Source organism: Streptomyces sp. NPDC041135 (assembly GCF_055592085.1).
On record NZ_JBVIYZ010000028.1, the window covers coordinates 24,215 to 40,423 of the forward strand.

Sequence of the window (16,209 nt, forward strand, 5' to 3'; positions counted from 1 at the left end):
GAGAAAAGCGAAGGACAGGGTACAGGGAATGGACAAGCTCACGGTGGTCCTCGGGGACTACCCGCACGCGCGGCCGCTGCTCGACGGCGACGCCGCAATCGGTGAGTACCTGGTCGAGCCGGTGGAGGTCAAGCCAGTCATCGGTGCCTACCGGCGGATGATCAGGGACCTGGAGTTCGACGTCTGCGAACTGGCGCCCGTCTCCTACCTGATGGCACGCCAGGAGGGCATCGCGCTGACCGCGGTGCCGGTGTTCCTCAACCGGCGCTTCCACCACGGCGACGTGCAGTGCGCCGCGCACTCCGGTATCCGGGTGCCCCGCGACCTGGAGGGGCGCCGGGTCGGTGTCCGCGCCTACTCGGTGAGCACCGGCGTGTGGGTACGCGGGGTGCTGCGCGAGGAGTACGGCGTGGACATCGACACGATCACCTGGGTGGTGGACGACGACGACCACATCGAGGGCCGGGTTCCCGCCAACGTCGAACGGGTCACCGACGGCCGCTCCCTCGGTGAACTGCTGCGCGCCGGGGAAATCGACGCCGCACTGACCGGCAACGCGGGCACCGGCCGGGCGGGCGCACCCCGGGCCGACTGGACGGCGGCGGCCGAAGAGGAGACCGGGGCAGAAGACGGCCCCTACCCGCTGTTTCCCGAGGCCGGCGCCCTCGCCGCCGACCACTACCTGCGGACCGGTGTCTACCCGCTGCACTCGCTGATCGCCCTGCGCTCCGAGCTCGTAAGGCGCGACCCCGAGCTGGCGACCCGGCTGTACGCGGCGTTCGGGCGAAGCAAGCGCGAGCACCTCGCGGCCCACCCCGACTGGTCGGCGGTGCCCCGGCTCGCCCGCCAGAGCCGACAGATCGGCGGCGACCCCGTCCCCTACGGCATCGACAGCAACGCGCCCAGCCTGGACGCGATGGTGCGGTTCGCCAAGGACCAGGGACTGCTCGACCCCGGCTTCCCCGCCGACCTGCGCTCGCTGTTCGCCGCGGGCGACTACCCGGACGCCTGAGCCGCCCCGCGCACCCAGCACACCCGAGAAACAAGGGAGCATCACCCGTGGACGTCGTCGACGCACACTGCCACATCATCTCCGAGGACTCGACCGCGTACCCCAAGGCGCCGATCGGGGGCAAGCAGTCGGAGTGGGCCGCGACCCGGCCCGTGACCGCCGAGGGCATGGTCACCCGGATGGACGAGGCCGGCATCGACCAGGCCGTCCTGGTCCAGGCCACCACCCACTACGGCTACGACAACTCCTACGTCGTCGACAGCAGCCGACGCCGGCCAGGGCGCTTCGTCGCCGTCGGCACCGTCGACCCGCTGCGCCCGGACGCCGCCGACTCGCTCAAGGACGCAGTCGGCGACGGCGGCCTGGCCGGGGTGCGGCTTTTCACCAGCGGCTCCACCGTGCCCACCCAGGGCGAGTGGTTCGTCGCCCCGGAGACCTTCCCCTTCTGGGAGCGGGCCGAGGAGCTCGGCCTGCCGGTCTGCCTCCAGATGCGTCTGGGCCCGGCCACCAGGCAGTTGGTGGAACTCCTGGAGCGCTTCCCCGGTGTGAAGGTGCTCCTCGACCACATCGGCTACCCCGACATAGCCGCCTCCCCAGCCCGCGCCGGGGACGAGGTCGCCCGACTCGCCGTACACCCGGGCCTGCACCTCAAGCTCACCCACCGCAACCTGGAACGGCTGCGTGACGCAGGTCAGGATGCGAGCGGCTTCCTCACGCCGGTAGTGGAGGCGTTCGGCGCGGGACGCATCGCCTGGGGTTCCAACCTGCCGGCGGCGGAGCAGTCCCTGCCCGAACTGCGCGCCCTCGCCGAGGACGTCCTCGCCGGGCTGCCGGAGCGAGACCGGCAGGAGATCTTCGCCGGTACGGCCCGGCGTCTGTACCCGGGCCTCGCCCGCCTCTGACCGCCCGCCAACCGTCCTCTTCCGAGCAGACATCCAGGGGTGATCACGGTGGATTCCAACGGCTTCGACGACGACGCGGGCCGAGCGTCGCTGACCCGCCAGAGCCAGGCCTACGACGGACTGCGCACCCTGCTGCTGTCGGGAAGCGTCGCGCCTGGCACTCGGCTCACCGAGGCGGACCTGACCCGGATGTTCAACGTCTCGCGCAGCACCATGCGGACGGTCCTGGTCAGGCTGGCCCAGGAGGGCTACGTCACCAGCGAGGTCAACCGGGGGGTGCGCACCCGGAGCTTCTCGGTCGAGGAGGCCGCCGACATCCTGGAGGCGCGCGAGACGCTGGAGTCCGCCCTGGCGGGCAAGGCGGCGGAGCGCGCCACCGAGGAAGAGGTCGGCGAGCTGCGCCGCACCCTCGAGGCGATGGAGGACTGCAAATCCCGGGACGACGCCACCGGGTACTCCCGGGGCAACCGGCGCTTCCACCAACAGGTCAAGGAGGCCGCGCACCAGCACACCCTGGCCCGCGCCTACGACACCCTGCTCTACCCCCTGGTGATGCGTCAGTACCGCAACCTCGCCGCCCCGCACCCGCGCGCCGGGTCGCTGGAGGAGCACCAGGCCATCCTCTGGGCCATCATCACCCGCAACCCCCCGGCGGCCGTGGCGGCCATGCTCCACCACGTCGCCTCCGCCCGGCAGGCCCTGTTGCTGCAGGCGCGCCGAGAGAGAACCGCATCGGCGGCGGCGGACGCCTAGCGGACCGGCCCCCGGCCGCACAGACCCGGTGAACGGTCCGGTCCGGCCGACGGAAGTGTTCGGAACCGACCGGAAAGAGAGACCATGCGGCACCCAGTGAAGACCGAGGCGGGACTGGTGGAAGGGATACCAGGACGGGACCGGTCGGTCACCGTCGTCCGCGGTGTCCCTTACGCCGCCCCGCCGGTCGGGGATCTTCGCTGGCGGGCCCCCGGTCCCCGGCCCCCGGTGCCCTGGAGCGGAGTGCATCGGGCCGACCGGTTCGGCCCGATGTGCCCGCAGGTGCCGGGGCCCGCGCCGGACGGCAGCGACCTGCCGATGAGCGAGGACTGTCTTCGCCTCAACGTATGGACCCGGCCTGCCGCACTGGCCCGCCTGGGCACCGCACACCCCCGCGGTCGTGAAACTCGGCGGGAACTTCGGGCCGGTCCCCCTGGCGGAACCATCCCGACTCGAGATCTGGACGCGTTTTCCGTACTCAGCAAGCTTGGTGACAGGAGATCTCCCATGACGCACGACAACCCGGCCGCCCGCAGAGCCCGTCGGCTGCGGCCCGGCGCCAGTCGGCGCCTGCTCGCCCTGGCCTGTACCGCGGCGCTCGCCCCCGCGTTGCTCACCGCCTGCGGCGGTGATTCCGGCACCACCACGACCTCGGACGGCCTGACCCAGATAACCGTCGGCGGTGGCGGCAGCATCTTCGACACGCCTCTTCAGGTGGCCGAGGCCAACGGCTACTTCCGCAAGCAGGGCTTGAAGGTCAAGTTCGTGACCCTGACCGCGGCGACCGGACCATCGGCGCTCCAGTCGGGCTCTGTGCAGTTCTTTGACAGCAGCCCCACCGGGTTCGTCTCCGCCCTCGCCAAGGGCCTGCCGCAGATCGCCGTCTCCGCCGACGGCATGGGCAACCCGCTCGGCCTCATCGTCAGCAAGAAGTTCGCGGCGGCCCACGGCCTGACCGCGAAGACATCCGCAGAGAAGGTGGCCAAGGCGCTGGCGGGCTCGACCGGCGGCGCCAGCTCGGCCAACACCAGGGCCGAGGCCGGCATCTTCCTCAAGAAGTACGGCGTCGACCCCGACAAGAAGATCAAGTGGGTGTCGCTGCCGAGCCCGGCCGCGGACAAGGCCGCCATCAACACCGGCCAGATCGACTGGTTCGTCACCTCCGAACCCATCCCCCTGCAGATCGAGGAGGAGGGGGACGGCGTCGTGGTCGCCGACCCCTTCAAGGTGCCCGAATGGGCCGCCGAGCAGGCCGGTTACGGGCAGCTCCTGGTGACCCAGAAGAGCTACGCCACCCAGTACCCCGACGTCGTGAGCAAGTTCGTCACGGCGGTCGAGCAGGCGACGAACTACATGAACACACATCTCAAGGACAGCAACGACAAGACGGTGGTGGCAGCGGCGAAGCAGTCGCTGCAGGGCGTGCCGGACGGCGTGGTGGAGGCCAGTCTCCAGCAGGTCGTGTGGCCCGCGGACGGCTCGATGGACGCCGCCGGCTGGAAGAAGACCATGGCCTTCCTCGACAGCCTGGGGACGCTCCCCGGCAATGCGAAGGTCACCACCGACAACTGGACGAACACGTACCTGCCGTGAGACGGCCGGGCCGGGTGCACCAGGCCGACCAGAAGGAGCAGACGATGGCGACTGCGACCAGCAGTGCGGAGAGCAAGACCGAGTTGAGGAAGGCGCCTTCTCGCGGAGGTGTCACGAGCAGTGTGTGGCGGGGGACCGCCCTGGTGGTGGTGCTGCGCATCGCGGTGATCGCCCTTGTCCTGATCCTCTGGCAGGTGATGAGCGGGCCCGTCCTACCGGAGTACGCCGTCAGCAAGCCGACCGACGTGTCGCACGCCCTGTGGCGGCTGCTCGGTTCGTCCACCGGGTGGACCGACATCAAGACGACGGCGTTCGAGATCGTGGCCGGCTTCGCAATCGGTGTGGCGATCGGCACCGTGATGGGTCTGGTGCTCGGTTCGGTCCCACTGGCCGGCCGGGTGCTCGAACCGCTGATCGCGGCCGTCAACGGCATCCCCAAGATCGCGCTCGCGCCGCTCTTCCTGCTGTTCTTCGGCATCGGCCCCATGTCGAAGATCACGATCGCGGCGGCGGGTGTCTCCTTCGTCGTCTTCTACAACGTGTACCTCGGCCTGCGGCTGCGTGAACGCGAACTCGTGGAGATCGTCCAGGTCATGGGCGGGCGCCGGCATCACGTCCTCAGTTACGTGACGCTTCCGACCCTCGCAGCGCCATTCTTCGCGGCGCTCAAGACGGGTGGTCCGCTGGCCATCCTCGGTGTCATCGGCGGTGAGTTCATCGCCTCCACGGAGGGCATCGGGCATGAGCTGTTCACCGCGGCCACGAACCTCGATGCCCCGGCGGAGTTCGCGGGTCTGATCATCCTGGTGGCGATGACGCTCATCCTCAACGGCGTGCTCACCGCACTCGACACTCTCGCCCTCAAGCGCCTCGGCCTGGGCGACCGGCGATCGCAGCGCAAGAAGCCCTGAACCGACGTTCTGTCCCTCTGCCGGTGCCAGGAGTTGCTGGACTCCCGGCACCGGTATGGCCCGATCCAGCATGGCTTCGATCAGCGGGGCAACCTCAAGAACCACCCGCTGGGGAGGCCGTCCACTGGTAGCCCGCCGAGGCGGCGCAATGAGGGCCGGGGCTGACAGGACAGGTACTGCCGGACCGTCCGACGGTTCAGACCGGTCTCTTTTGCTGTCTCCGACAGGTTGAGCGCACTGGACTCATACAGGCCACGGAACGTAGAAAGCTGCAATCATCGATGAGGGTCCAGCACCTTGATCCGTAGCCCTCTGCCGTCCCAGCGGATCAGCAACAGGCAGCGTCCCTTGCGCTTGCCGGTGGGAATGATCAGGTCGGGCTGGATCTGCGCGACGGACTCGCCGCACGCGCGGCGCCACAGGCAGGTGTGGAGCATGTCGTTGGTGATGACCGGTGGCTGGCCGCCGTTGTTCGCCCTTGCGGGCCGTGGTGCCGAGCCCTTCCGACGTTGACTCCCGGATGTTCTCTCGCTCGTTCTCCGCCATCGAGGGGATCGCGGACAGCTGGTCGGAGCCGATCACCGGGCGGCGATCGAACAGGACGCGGAAGCACTGGCAGCCCTCCACGCCTTCGGGCCATCGAGCCGTGCGAGGCGCAGATCGGGACCCCGGCCTGAGCCCGGGGCGTTCGCCCCCGCATGGCGCCGCCCAATCCCACTGGCAAGACACAATGATCCGCCGGACAGACACTGGCCTGTCCGGCGGATCAATGCCGTGAGGGCGCCGGCCGTCGCGATGCCGCACGCGTTCGTCGGGCCTTTCCTCGCCGGTGCTCCGGTTCAGGGCTTCACGTAGACCTGCGGGACGTACCATCCGTCGGTCCGCAGTGGGTCGTCCTCGGTCGGCCGGTTCGACTCGAGCCGGCGGCGCAGGTGCCGGCCGTCCGGGCCGTGCTGGGCGTAGTGATCGAGCAGCAGGTCGTGGCCGAGGTCGTTGCTGAGGTCGCGCCATACGGCGTGGACGTGCTGGCCGGCGGCCACCGCGTTGTCAGCCTCGACGAGCAGATCGCGCGTGGAGATCCGGTAGTAGTGGGCGGTGTTCGCCTCGCGTCCGCCGGCCCAGGCGAAACGCAGGTCGCGCGGGTCGCCGGCGAGGACCTGCTCGCGGTACTGCCGCGACAGCTCGTCAGGACCGGTCTGCACGTAGTAGAGGAGCAGATCGCGTACGTCGTCAAGCTGGTCACCGGTCAGGTCGGCCCCGCTGATGCCCGAGGGGTCGGCCTTCACGAAGCGCAGGCGCTCGCGGTCCTCGTCGGTCGTCTCGTAGCCGCCGATGCCGAGGTCGACCCAGTCGGGCCACTCCTCGGCGCCGACGTGGGGCACCTGACGGGTGACGAAGTCGGCCGGCGCGACGTCGTGGATGACGGCCTGTTCCTGGGCGTCGGGGGAGAGGGAGTGCAGGATCGACAGGGCTCGGCGCTCATTCTCACCGAGCGCGTCCAGCACGCCGGCGTCGACGGGCTGTGCGCCCATCGCGAGCGGCGTCACGGTGAGGTAGCGCTGCGCGACGATCGTGTAGCTGAGGGAGAGGTGGTGACCGATGACCCGCCAGCCCCACGTGTCCTCGAAGCCGGGCCGTCCCCAGAAGCTGAACCAGTAGCCCTCCGGGTCGCGAAAGTTGCCGGCGAGAACGCCGAAGCCGCGTTCGACGACCTCGAGTTCGCGCAGCAGGTTCTCCGTTGCCATCACGGTCAGTGCCTGGCTGTAGCCGCGCATGCTGAGACCGGCCTTGAGCAGCGACTGCGCGATCACCTTCTGGTGCCGGTCCAGCGCGTGGAGTGGGATGCCGGCCCGGTCGGGCTTGGGGATGAAGTCCCAGTCGACGCGGCCCGGAGCGTCCATGTCGGGCACGATCGCCGCGGCCTTGAGGTCGGGGCGCAGCGAGTCGAGCAGCGCCCAGGTGGCGAAGAGCATCCGCTTGATGGTGACGGGCGCCTCGTAGGTCACGGCGGCGGCCGGAGCGGGGGTGGTCATCGGCGCGTCTCCTCGGGCCGAGGGCCGTCGTCGCCCGGCACGGGAACCACGGCGAGCAGGTCGCAGTGGACGACGGCGCCGCGGTCGAGGCGGGCCGCGATCGCCTGCCGGGCGGGACGGGAGGCCGGGTCGGGGAACATCGCGAGCCACTCGCGGTTGAGTGCCTCGCGGTCGTCGGGGTCGGTGAGGTGGAACGTCATCTTCAGGATGTCGTTTGTCGTGCCGCCGAGTTCGGCCATCAGGGTGCGGACGTGTGCGAAGACGTGCGCGAACTGCCGGTCGACGTCGGGCGCCATCTCACCGGTCACCGGGTCGCGGCCGGTGATGGCGCCGGTGGCGACGAACGGGCCGATCCTGCTGGCGGCCGGAATCGGGTTGGCATGGCGGAAGCCCGGGAGATCGACGCTGGTGCGGGTGCCCATCTGCGCTCAGCCCTCAGCGACGACGCGGTTCTCGATGTGACCCAGGCCCTCGATCTCCGCCCGGACGACATCGCCGACCTTCAAGAACCTGCCCCGCGGTGCGCCGATGCCGGCCGGGGTGCCGGTGGCGAGGATGTCGCCGGGCATGAGGGTGAAGACCTGTGAGAGATAGGCGATCTGCTCGTAGATGTCATACACCATGTCGTTCGTCGGCCAGTCCTGGCGGACCTCGCCGTTGACGGTGAGGGTCATCCGCAGATTGAGCGGGTCGGCGATCTCGTCGTCAGTGGTCAGCCACGGGCCGATCGGGCCGTGGGTGTCGAAGGACTTGCCGAGCGTGAACGTCGGCGACTTCTTCTGCAGCCAGTCGCGGACCGACACGTCGTTGGCGACGAGGTAGCCGGCGATGACCGAGCGGGCGTCCTCCACGGACACGTGCTTGCAGCGCCGGCCGATGACCACGCCCAGCTCGATCTCGTAGTCGAGGGCGTCGGAGAGGTCGGGCTTCACGATGGCGTTGTAGGGGCCGGTGATGCAGGAGACCTGCTTGTTGAACCACATCTGGCTTTCCGGCACCAGGATGCCCGCGGCGCGCGCCTCCTCGGCGTGCTCCTTGTAGTTCATGCCGATGCCGAGGTACTTCTGCGGGTTGTCGATCGGGGCCTCGAGGACCACGTCGGACAGTGGGTACGAAGGCCCGTCGGCCGCGAGGATCGCCTGCTTCAGCGAGGGCAGCAGGGGCAGGACCGTCCGCAGCGACGTGCCCCCGACGACGTCGGAGATGTCGGTGACCCGGTCGCCGTCGACGCGGCCCAGCCGCGTCGGCCCGTCGGCGGTGTGGAAGCGTGCGATCTTCACTGCTGTTCCTCCTGGGCGATTCTGTCGAGGCCGGCCTTCTCCTCGGCGGTGGGGGTCCAGACGTGCTCGCCGTCCGGGGTCATCTGGAAGCTCACGAAGCGCCAGGCGCCGTCCTCGCAGCGCCGCAGCACCTGGATGACCTGGCCGGCGACCGTGCGCTCGGAGCCGTCCGGGCTGCTCAGGCGGTTGATCAGACGGCCTGTCATGATGGCGACGTCACCGATCACCCGGACGGTGAGCTCGCCGCGGGTGGCGCCCTTGTACGGCGCCCGGGTGGCTACATGCTCAAGGAGTTGGGCCTTGGTGTGGGTCAGCCCGGGCGCGTGGGTGTGGATCAGCGAATCGTCGTACAGGTCGCGCAGCGTGTCGAGGTCGATCTCCAGAAGCGCGCGCTGACGGCGCTCCTCCACCTCGAGGATCGCCGCGCGGGTGGCCTCGTCGGCCGGGACGACCGGGGCGACGCTCATGCCTTGGCTCCGTACTCGTCGAGGTCGTCGGTGCGGTAGCCCGTCGCCTCGCCGGCCTCGAAGCCGGGGCGGGGGGAGCCGACCAGCGCGTGGTACTTGCTGAAGATCTCGTCGGCCTCCGCGAGCGGGAGCACCTCCTCGATGTCCTCGAAGGGCTCGCCCCCGGCGCGTTCGGCGACGATGCGGCGGATCACCTCGTAGCCTTCGCCGCGCATGTTCAGCACGATCCGGTTGACGTTCTCGCGGCGGGCGGCGTCGTAGGCGACGAAGGCCGCGTGCGGGTCGTCGGGGGTCTCGGTGAGCTTCTGCACGACGACGCGGGCGTCGAGCATCGCCTGGGTGATGCCGTTGCCGCCGCGGGGGTACATCGCGTGCGCGGCGTCGCCGAGCAGGACGACCCGGCCGTCGACCCAGTTGTCCAGCGGGTCGTGGCGGATCAGGGGGAAGAGGTAGACCTCGCGGGCCTCGCGCATCATGCGGCGGACGTCGAGGAAGGGCAGGTCGACGGTGTCGAAGAGCGGGATGACCTCGCTGATGTCGCCGATCTGGTTCCAGTCCTCGATGGTCTCCTCGCCGTTAGTCTCGGCGACCCAGTTGACCAGGGTCTTGCCGGTGCCCTCGAAGTCGTCGGCGATGGGGTAGACGATCATCGAAGCGATGTTCGGGTCGCCGATGTGCAGGATGGTGTGGCCGTTGCGGAAGGGCTCCATGACGGTGGTGCCGCGCCACATGGTGATGCCGGAGAAGTGCGGCTCGGAAAGGTTGGGGAACATCTGCTTGCGGATGGCGGACTTGATGCCGTCGGCGGCTATGACCGCCGCGTGACGCGCCTGCCTGGTGGTGCCGTCGGAGCTACGGAGGTGGAGGGTCACGCCGGTGTCGTCCTGTGTGTAGCCGGTGACGCCGACGCCCAGGTGGAAGGCGTCCGCGCCAAGGCGCTCGAGTGCGGCCGTGTAGAACAGCATCTGCAGGGTGCCGCGGTGCACGAAGCGCTGCTCGTGCAGGTAGCCCATGTGCACGCCGCACTTCTCGGCGTAGATCTCCTGGCCGAAGTGGTTGTAGAAGATCGAGTCCTCCGCGTCCACGGAGATCGCGCGGAACTCCTCGAGCAGACCGAGGTCGTTGATCTCGGCGGTGCCGACGGTCTTGATGTCGACGCCGACGCCGAGGGGCTTGAGCTCGGGCACCACCTCGTAGACGGTCGGGCGGAAGCCCTGCTGGTGCATGCGGAGCGCGGTGAGCAGGCCGGCCGGCCCGGCGCCGATGATCGCGATGTCGAGATCTGATGTGGTCATGTCGTCCTCGTGGTGTGCGGCGGGGTGTGGCATGGCGGGTGTGGCGCGTGGTCAGCAGGCCGGTGCGGAAAGCTCGGCGAGGAAGCCGGTGGTGGCCGCCCAGGCGCGCGCTGTGCTGCGGGGGTTGTGGGCGAACAGCTCGGGCTGGGGGGAATCGGCGGCCTTCGGGCTGGTGAAGGCGTGGGTGGTATCGCTGTAGAGGTGGAGCTGGTGGTCCATCCCGGCGGAGCTCAGGTGACCGACGAGTTCGCGTCGCATCGCAGGCGTCGCCATCGGGTCGTCGGCGCCGATCATCAGCAGCACCGATCCCGAACCCGGGGCGCTCCAGTCCTGGCCGAGCAGGTCGAGCCCGGGGTGCACGGCGGCAACGCCGGCTACCTCGGCCCCGGTGCGGAGGTACTCGAGTGCGCCGGAGCCGCCGAAGCAGTAGCCCAGTAGGGCGAGCGGACGGCCGGCGAACTCCGCCTGCCCGGCGAGCGCCGCGCGGGCGGTGTCGATGCGTCCCAGCCACCGGTCGCGGTTCCCGGTCATGAAGCCGATCAGCGGTCCTATCTCGGCCGGGGAGCCGGGCGCGGCGCGCCCGCCCCACAGGTCGGCCATGAACACGGGGTGTCCGGCTTCGGCGAGCCGGGTCGCGTTGGCGGTCATCTCCTCACTGATGCCGAAGGCGTCGTGGAGGAGAAGGACCGCGGTAGTGGAGGGGTCGTCGGCCGCTCGATCCCGCGGGATCACGGTCAGGCCGAGCATGTGCGTTCCCTCGTGCTGGTACTCGACGTCCCGGTACTCGACGTTGCGGCCGGATGGTTGGGTCACCGTTGTCTGCCTCTCGAGCAAGCGTGTGGTGCGGGCCACAGGATGCCCGGAAACCGTAAAGGAGATCGTGTACGATTTCAACTGCGATTTGACATGCGCGAGGGGTTGCATCGCAGGCGATTCCATATATTGTTTCGTACACGATTCTGAGTGATCGGCATCACAGGCCCCGCATTGCGCCAGTAGTCAGGGAGCGTCAGATCCCATGTCAGACATGTCCTCGGCCGCCCAGTCGGCCCCCGGCGTGACGCCGTCATCGGCGGCTGTCCCCGGTCTCCCCGCGTCCGTGAAAAGCGGCAAAGGCGCGGTCTGGTTCGCCTCGCGTTTCGCCGTCATCGGCGTCTGGATCGTGCTCGCGGTCCTCTTCGCCGTTCTCCGTCCCGACACATTCCTGACATCGGGCAGTCTGAAGGTGATCTTCGGCAGTCAGAACCAGGCGGCGCTCGTCTTCCTGACGGCGGCGCTGCTCTGCACGATCGTCGTCGGCGAGTTCGTCGACATGTCGGTCGCCTCCAACTTCGGGCTCTCGGCCATCATGCTGACGATCCTCAACGTCAACCACGGGTGGAGCGTGGGAGCGGCGGTGCTCGCCTCACTCCTCCTGTCCACCGGGGTCGGCGCCGTGAACGGCTGGCTGGTGGTCAAGGTCGGCGTCAACACCATCGTCGTTACGCTCGGCATGGGCACCTTCCTCCTCGGCATAGCGCTGTGGGTCTCCGACCTGATGCCGGTCGGCGGTCTCCCCACGGACTTCAAGGACGTCGCGCTGCTGCCGGTCGCCGGCCTCCCGGTCAGCTTCTTCTACGGGCTTGCGCTCATGCTGGGCTTCGCCTACGTCCTGCACTTCACGCCGCTGGGCCGCAACATGCGCTTCGTCGGCGAGAGCCGCGAGGTCAGCCGACTGGCCGGCGTGCGCGTCACACGGCTGCGCGTGGGCGCCTTCACCATCGCGGGCCTCATCGCCGGCGTGGGCGGCGTGCTCTCCGCCGCGGCCACCGGCGGCTTCGACCCCAACGTGTCGCAGAGCTACCTGCTGCCGATCTTCGCCGCGACCTTCCTCGGCACGGCGATCCTGCAGCCAGGCCGGTTCAACCCGATCGGCACCCTCGTCGCCGTCTTCTTCCTGGCGACCGGCGTGCTCGGGCTCCAGCTGCTGGGAGCCAGCTCGTGGATCACGAGTGTCTTCTACGGCGGCGTCCTGGTCGTCGCCGTCACCATCTCGACCGTGCTGCGCAACCGCTCGCGCTGACCCGCCGTTCGCCCCAAGGGCCCCCATCGACCGGCCTGCCCCGCTTCGCCCTCAGCAGACAACGGAGTTTTGCTATGAGACCCGCACGTCCCACCTCACGCCGACGCACCCGCACCTTGGCCGCGGCTGCCGGTATCGCCCTCCTCGCCGGTGCCCTGACCGCCTGCGGCGACGACGGAAACACCCAATCCTCCGACGCGGCCCCGTCCGCCGCGGTCGGCGATGAGCTGGCCACCGCAATGAAGCCGCTGGACGCCTACCCCGTCCCGACGGAGAAGCTCAACAAGGTCGACTCCCTGACCGGCAAGACGATCTTCTACATACCGATCACCAAGCAGGCCCCGCAGTTCACCACCACGGAGAAGACACTCACCGCCGCCGCCAAGGCCGCGGGCCTGCGCGTCCAGGTCTGCGACGGCAAGGGCACGCCGACCGACATCGGCGGCTGCATCGGTCAGGCGACGGACGCCAAGGCCGCGGCCATCATCGCGGACGCCATTCCGTACAAACTGGCGGGCAACAGCCTCGATGCCGCGCAGAAGGCGGACATCCCGGTCGTCATCAGCAACCAGGTGCCCGACCCGGCGCACCCCGCCTCCAAGACGCTCACGTGGGTGCCGGTCCCCGGCGGTGAGCAGCAGGTCCGCCTGTTCGACTGGATCACCGCGGACTCCAAGGGCAAGGCCGACATCCTGATCAACCAGAGCGCCGACGGCTTGTCGCCCGCCGCCTACGTCGCTGACGGCCGGGCCTCGCTCAAGGAGAGCTGTCCCCACTGCAAGCTGACGGTGAACAAGGTCTCGTCCTCCAACTTCGCGCTCATCCCGTCCTCGACCAGCGCCGCGCTCCTCAAGGACCCGGCCGTCACTTACGTCAACGCGCAGTTCGAGCAGTACCTGCAACCGACCCAGGGCGGTGTCCAGCAGGCGTCGCGCACGGACATCAAGGTCGTCACCGGTTCCGCCTCCCTCGGCGGCATGAAGGCCCTCAAGTCCGGCTCGCTGGCGGCCGTCACCGCGCAGGCCGCCGCCTTCCAGGGCTGGGTCGACACCGACGCGGCGCTGCGCCTGATCCTCGGCATGCCGGTTCCGAAGTACACCATCCCCACCCGTCTGTTCACCAAGGACAACATCGGCGACGTCCAGCTGACCGAGCAGGCGGAGCTCTCCGGTGAGTGGTTCGGCCCGGCCGGCTTCTCCGAGGACTTCAAGAAGCTGTGGGGCATCGCGTGAGCGGGCACACCGTGCCGGCCCCGGCGGCAGGCGCCGGCCTCCCGCCAGGCCCCCGGCTGGCCGTCGAGGGGGTCTCCATGACCTTCGGCAGCGCCACCGTGCTGCGCGACGTCACCATGGACGTGCAGCCGGGAGAAATCCACGCCCTCATCGGGCAGAACGGTTGCGGCAAGTCCACCCTCGCCAAGATCCTCACCGGCCTCTACCGCCCCGACCCCGGCAGCCGCGTCACAGTCGACGGCGTCGATTTGAGACTCCCGGTCCGGCCCGACGAGTCCCGCGCTGCAGGCGTCGCCGTCGTCCACCAGAGCCTCGGACTCGTGCTGGACGCCACCGTGCTGGAGAACACCCGGCTCGGCCGCTACAAGGGCTCGCGCTTCCTGCGCAGGATCGACTGGAAGGCCGAGGCCGAGGCGACGCAGGCCGTCTTCGAGCGGCTAGGCCCGCGCCGGATCCCCCTCGACGCCAAGGTCGCAGATCTCCACGAGGACGAGAAGGCGGTCGTCGCGATCGCCCGTGCCGTGCAGGACCTCGAGGAAGGCGGCGGCATCGTCATCTTCGACGAGTCGACACGCGCCCTCGGCCGTGAGTCGCTCGAGCGGTTCTTCGACCTGCTCGACCGTATCGTCGCCACCGGCACCTCGGCCCTGCTCATCACGCACCGCCTCGAGGAGGTCGTCGAGGCCGCCGACCGGGTCACCGTGCTCCGCGACGGCGAGGTCGTCGTGGCCGGCAAGGAGGTCGAGGGCATGACGAAATCCGAGCTCGCGCACCTCATGCTCGGGCGGGAGGTCGAGGGCCTCGAACGCCGCACGGCCGCCGTCGCGGCCAACGACGCCGCACCCGTCGTGATCGACAGGCTCTCGGGCGGCAGCGTCCGCGAGCTGTCCCTGAGCATCCGCCCCGGGGAGGTCGTCGGCGTCACCGGCCTCAGCGGGTCCGGCCACGAGGACGTCCCCTACCTGATCAGCGGTGTCAGCAAGGCGCAGGGCGGCACCGTCACCCTGCCCGCAGGACAGGTCGTGCTCAAAGGCCTGTCGCCGGCAACGGCGATCGGCAAGGGCATCGCGCTCGTCCCGGAGGGCCGCGAGTCGGCGGGCCTCGTCGGCACGATGACCGTGACGGAGAACATCGCGTTCCCGCAGACCTGCACCGCGAAGGCCTCCGGCAAGATACGGCCGCTCAGCGGCGGCACCGAGAAGCAGCAGGCGGCCGACTGGATCGAACGTCTCGACGTGCGGCCCCCGTGGCCGCACGCGGTGCTCGCCAACATGAGCGGGGGCAACCAGCAAAAGGTCCTCCTGGCCAAGTGGCTGGCGACCGACCCGTCGCTGCTGGTGCTCCACGAGCCCACCCAGGCCGTCGACGTGGGCGCCCGCAAAACCATCGTCGAGGCGGTCCGCGAGGCCGCCCGCGAGGGCCGCGCCGTGCTCGTCGCCGGCTCCGACGAGAACGAGCTCGCGCTGCTGTGCGACCGCGTGCTCGTCTTCGACAACAGTGTGGTCGACAGAGAACTCACCGGAGAGCTCACCCCGCAAGCCATCGTCCAGTCCATCTACACCAACAGCCCGCGCACCAGGCTGCGCGAGCGGACTCTGCAAGGAGCGTCATGACCGTCATCGACATCAACATCCACCACCTGCCCGAAGATCTCTTCACCAACGAGAAGATCCTCAACGGCTTCCTCGACAGCGCCCCCCGCGGCTTCGGCGAGATCGCCAGCGTCATCACCATGGAGGACGGCAAGAAGCAGCTCGTCCTGGAGAAGCCGAAGGGCTACCCCAACCTCAACTACGTCGAGGGCGACTACTCGACCGAGGCCAAACTGAAGGCGATGGACGAGGCCGGCGTCGACTACGGCGTCATGCGCGTCCCCGTCTGGCAGGAGTGGCTCGGCCTCGAGACCTGCAGGGCGGTCAACGACAACGCCGCCAAGATCGTCGCGGAGTCCGAGGGCCGCCTGTTCTCCACCGCCTGCGTCCCGCCGTGGGGCGGCAAGGAGAACGTCTACGAGCTCGAGCGCTGCCTCGACAACGGCGCCGTGGGCGTCCAGCTCGCCTGCCACTACGGCCAGCTCTACCTCGACGACGACGCCTTCAAGCCCTACCTCAAGGTGCTCAACGACAAGAAGGTCCCGGTCATCGTGCACCACACGCCGCTCCCGGTGGAGTGGAAGTCGGTCATCGACTACCAGAACTTCCGCCGCGAGTACGGCCGCATCATCGACCAGGGCATCGCGGTCGGCCGCGAACTCTTCAGCGGCATGTTCGAGGAGTTCCCCGACCTGAAGTTCATCCACACCATGCTCGGCGGCAACTGGTTCGCGTCCTCGGCCCTGCTCACCCCGCACGCCCCCAAGGCCGGCGAGGCGATGCAGCGCCTGTCGACGAGCGGCGGCGACAAGATCAAGCAGTACCTCGAGAACAACATCTTCTTCGACCTGACCCACCCCCACTCGTGGGGCAAGATCCAGATCGAGGCGGCGCTCAAGATCAACGGCGCCGACCACTACATGTTCGGCTCCTCGTTCCCCGTCTTCCGCTCCTGGATGAGCCAGGGCGTGGACTTCGTCAAGAACGAACTCGAGATCAGCGACGCCGACCGTGAGGCCGTGCTGTACGGCAACGCCAAGAAGATGTTCAACCTCCCGATCTGACCGGCAAGCGGAG

General features: G+C 69.2%; 16 protein-coding genes and 1 pseudogene. 10 read left to right on the forward strand and 7 right to left on the reverse strand.

Annotation, left to right across the window (positions count from 1 at the left end):
- The first annotated feature begins 28 nt into the window (after positions 1-28).
- The 6 genes and pseudogenes from ACZ6CZ_RS33250 to ACZ6CZ_RS33275 all read left to right on the forward strand — a co-directional run bounded on the left by ACZ6CZ_RS33250 (position 29) and on the right by ACZ6CZ_RS33275 (position 5,171).
- Positions 29-1,012, forward strand: coding sequence for an ABC transporter substrate-binding protein (locus ACZ6CZ_RS33250; protein ID WP_469028784.1), 984 nt, complete (start codon positions 29-31; stop codon positions 1,010-1,012).
- Between the two features lie 47 nt (positions 1,013-1,059).
- On the forward strand, positions 1,060-1,914 hold the full coding sequence (locus ACZ6CZ_RS33255) for an amidohydrolase family protein (protein WP_469028786.1): 855 nt from the start codon (positions 1,060-1,062) through the stop codon (positions 1,912-1,914).
- Positions 1,915-1,953: 39 nt separating this feature from the next.
- Complete coding sequence (locus ACZ6CZ_RS33260) at positions 1,954-2,667, forward strand: GntR family transcriptional regulator (protein ID WP_469028789.1); 714 nt, start codon at positions 1,954-1,956, stop codon at positions 2,665-2,667.
- Between the two features lie 84 nt (positions 2,668-2,751).
- Positions 2,752-3,021, forward strand: a pseudogene (locus tag ACZ6CZ_RS33265) (carboxylesterase family protein); the annotation flags it as partial.
- Between the two features lie 153 nt (positions 3,022-3,174).
- Positions 3,175-4,260, forward strand: a complete 1,086-nt coding sequence (locus ACZ6CZ_RS33270; RefSeq protein WP_469028888.1) for an ABC transporter substrate-binding protein — start codon at positions 3,175-3,177, stop codon at positions 4,258-4,260.
- Between the two features lie 44 nt (positions 4,261-4,304).
- Positions 4,305-5,171 (forward strand): ABC transporter permease, encoded by an 867-nt coding sequence (locus tag ACZ6CZ_RS33275; RefSeq protein ID WP_469028791.1) that lies wholly within the window; start codon positions 4,305-4,307, stop codon positions 5,169-5,171.
- Between the two features lie 275 nt (positions 5,172-5,446).
- Here the strand turns inward: ACZ6CZ_RS33275 and ACZ6CZ_RS33280 are convergent, their stop codons facing one another.
- From ACZ6CZ_RS33280 to ACZ6CZ_RS33310, 7 genes are all read right to left on the reverse strand, one after another.
- Positions 5,447-5,608 carry a hypothetical protein gene (locus ACZ6CZ_RS33280; RefSeq protein WP_469028796.1) on the reverse strand — a complete coding sequence of 54 codons (162 nt, stop codon included), beginning with the start codon at positions 5,606-5,608 and terminating at the stop codon, positions 5,447-5,449.
- Positions 5,609-6,010: 402 nt separating this feature from the next.
- Positions 6,011-7,204 (reverse strand): DUF3500 domain-containing protein, encoded by a 1,194-nt coding sequence (locus ACZ6CZ_RS33285; protein WP_469028799.1) that lies wholly within the window; start codon positions 7,202-7,204, stop codon positions 6,011-6,013.
- A complete protein-coding gene (locus ACZ6CZ_RS33290) occupies positions 7,201-7,626 on the reverse strand; it encodes a RidA family protein (RefSeq protein ID WP_469028801.1) in 426 nt (141 codons plus the stop codon). Before ACZ6CZ_RS33290 ends, ACZ6CZ_RS33285 begins: the two co-directional genes overlap by 4 nt.
- A gap of 6 nt (positions 7,627-7,632) precedes the next feature.
- The gene (locus tag ACZ6CZ_RS33295; protein ID WP_469028804.1) at positions 7,633-8,484 is read right to left on the reverse strand and encodes a fumarylacetoacetate hydrolase family protein; all 852 of its coding nucleotides are present in this window, start codon (positions 8,482-8,484) and stop codon (positions 7,633-7,635) included.
- Complete coding sequence (locus ACZ6CZ_RS33300; protein WP_469028806.1) at positions 8,481-8,951, reverse strand: YybH family protein; 471 nt, start codon at positions 8,949-8,951, stop codon at positions 8,481-8,483. The genes ACZ6CZ_RS33295 and ACZ6CZ_RS33300 overlap by 4 nt, the downstream gene beginning before the upstream one ends.
- Positions 8,948-10,246 carry an FAD-dependent monooxygenase gene (locus ACZ6CZ_RS33305; protein WP_469028808.1) on the reverse strand — a complete coding sequence of 433 codons (1,299 nt, stop codon included), beginning with the start codon at positions 10,244-10,246 and terminating at the stop codon, positions 8,948-8,950. The genes ACZ6CZ_RS33300 and ACZ6CZ_RS33305 overlap by 4 nt, the downstream gene beginning before the upstream one ends.
- Positions 10,247-10,297: 51 nt before the next feature.
- Positions 10,298-11,059: a dienelactone hydrolase family protein gene (locus tag ACZ6CZ_RS33310; RefSeq protein ID WP_469028811.1), complete on the reverse strand. Its 762-nt coding sequence runs from the start codon at positions 11,057-11,059 to the stop codon at positions 10,298-10,300.
- Positions 11,060-11,264: 205 nt separating this feature from the next.
- Here ACZ6CZ_RS33310 and ACZ6CZ_RS33315 point away from each other — a divergent pair, with 205 nt between their 5' ends.
- The 4 genes from ACZ6CZ_RS33315 to ACZ6CZ_RS33330 all read left to right on the forward strand — a co-directional run bounded on the left by ACZ6CZ_RS33315 (position 11,265) and on the right by ACZ6CZ_RS33330 (position 16,196).
- Complete coding sequence (locus tag ACZ6CZ_RS33315; RefSeq protein WP_469028814.1) at positions 11,265-12,308, forward strand: ABC transporter permease; 1,044 nt, start codon at positions 11,265-11,267, stop codon at positions 12,306-12,308.
- Between the two features lie 74 nt (positions 12,309-12,382).
- Positions 12,383-13,540, forward strand: coding sequence for a sugar ABC transporter substrate-binding protein (locus ACZ6CZ_RS33320; protein WP_469028817.1), 1,158 nt, complete (start codon positions 12,383-12,385; stop codon positions 13,538-13,540).
- 77 nt (positions 13,541-13,617) lie between these two features.
- Complete coding sequence (locus ACZ6CZ_RS33325) at positions 13,618-15,153, forward strand: sugar ABC transporter ATP-binding protein (RefSeq protein WP_469028820.1); 1,536 nt, start codon at positions 13,618-13,620, stop codon at positions 15,151-15,153.
- Positions 15,150-16,196 (forward strand): amidohydrolase family protein, encoded by a 1,047-nt coding sequence (locus tag ACZ6CZ_RS33330; protein ID WP_469028822.1) that lies wholly within the window; start codon positions 15,150-15,152, stop codon positions 16,194-16,196. The genes ACZ6CZ_RS33325 and ACZ6CZ_RS33330 overlap by 4 nt, the downstream gene beginning before the upstream one ends.
- Positions 16,197-16,209 lie beyond the last annotated feature (13 nt).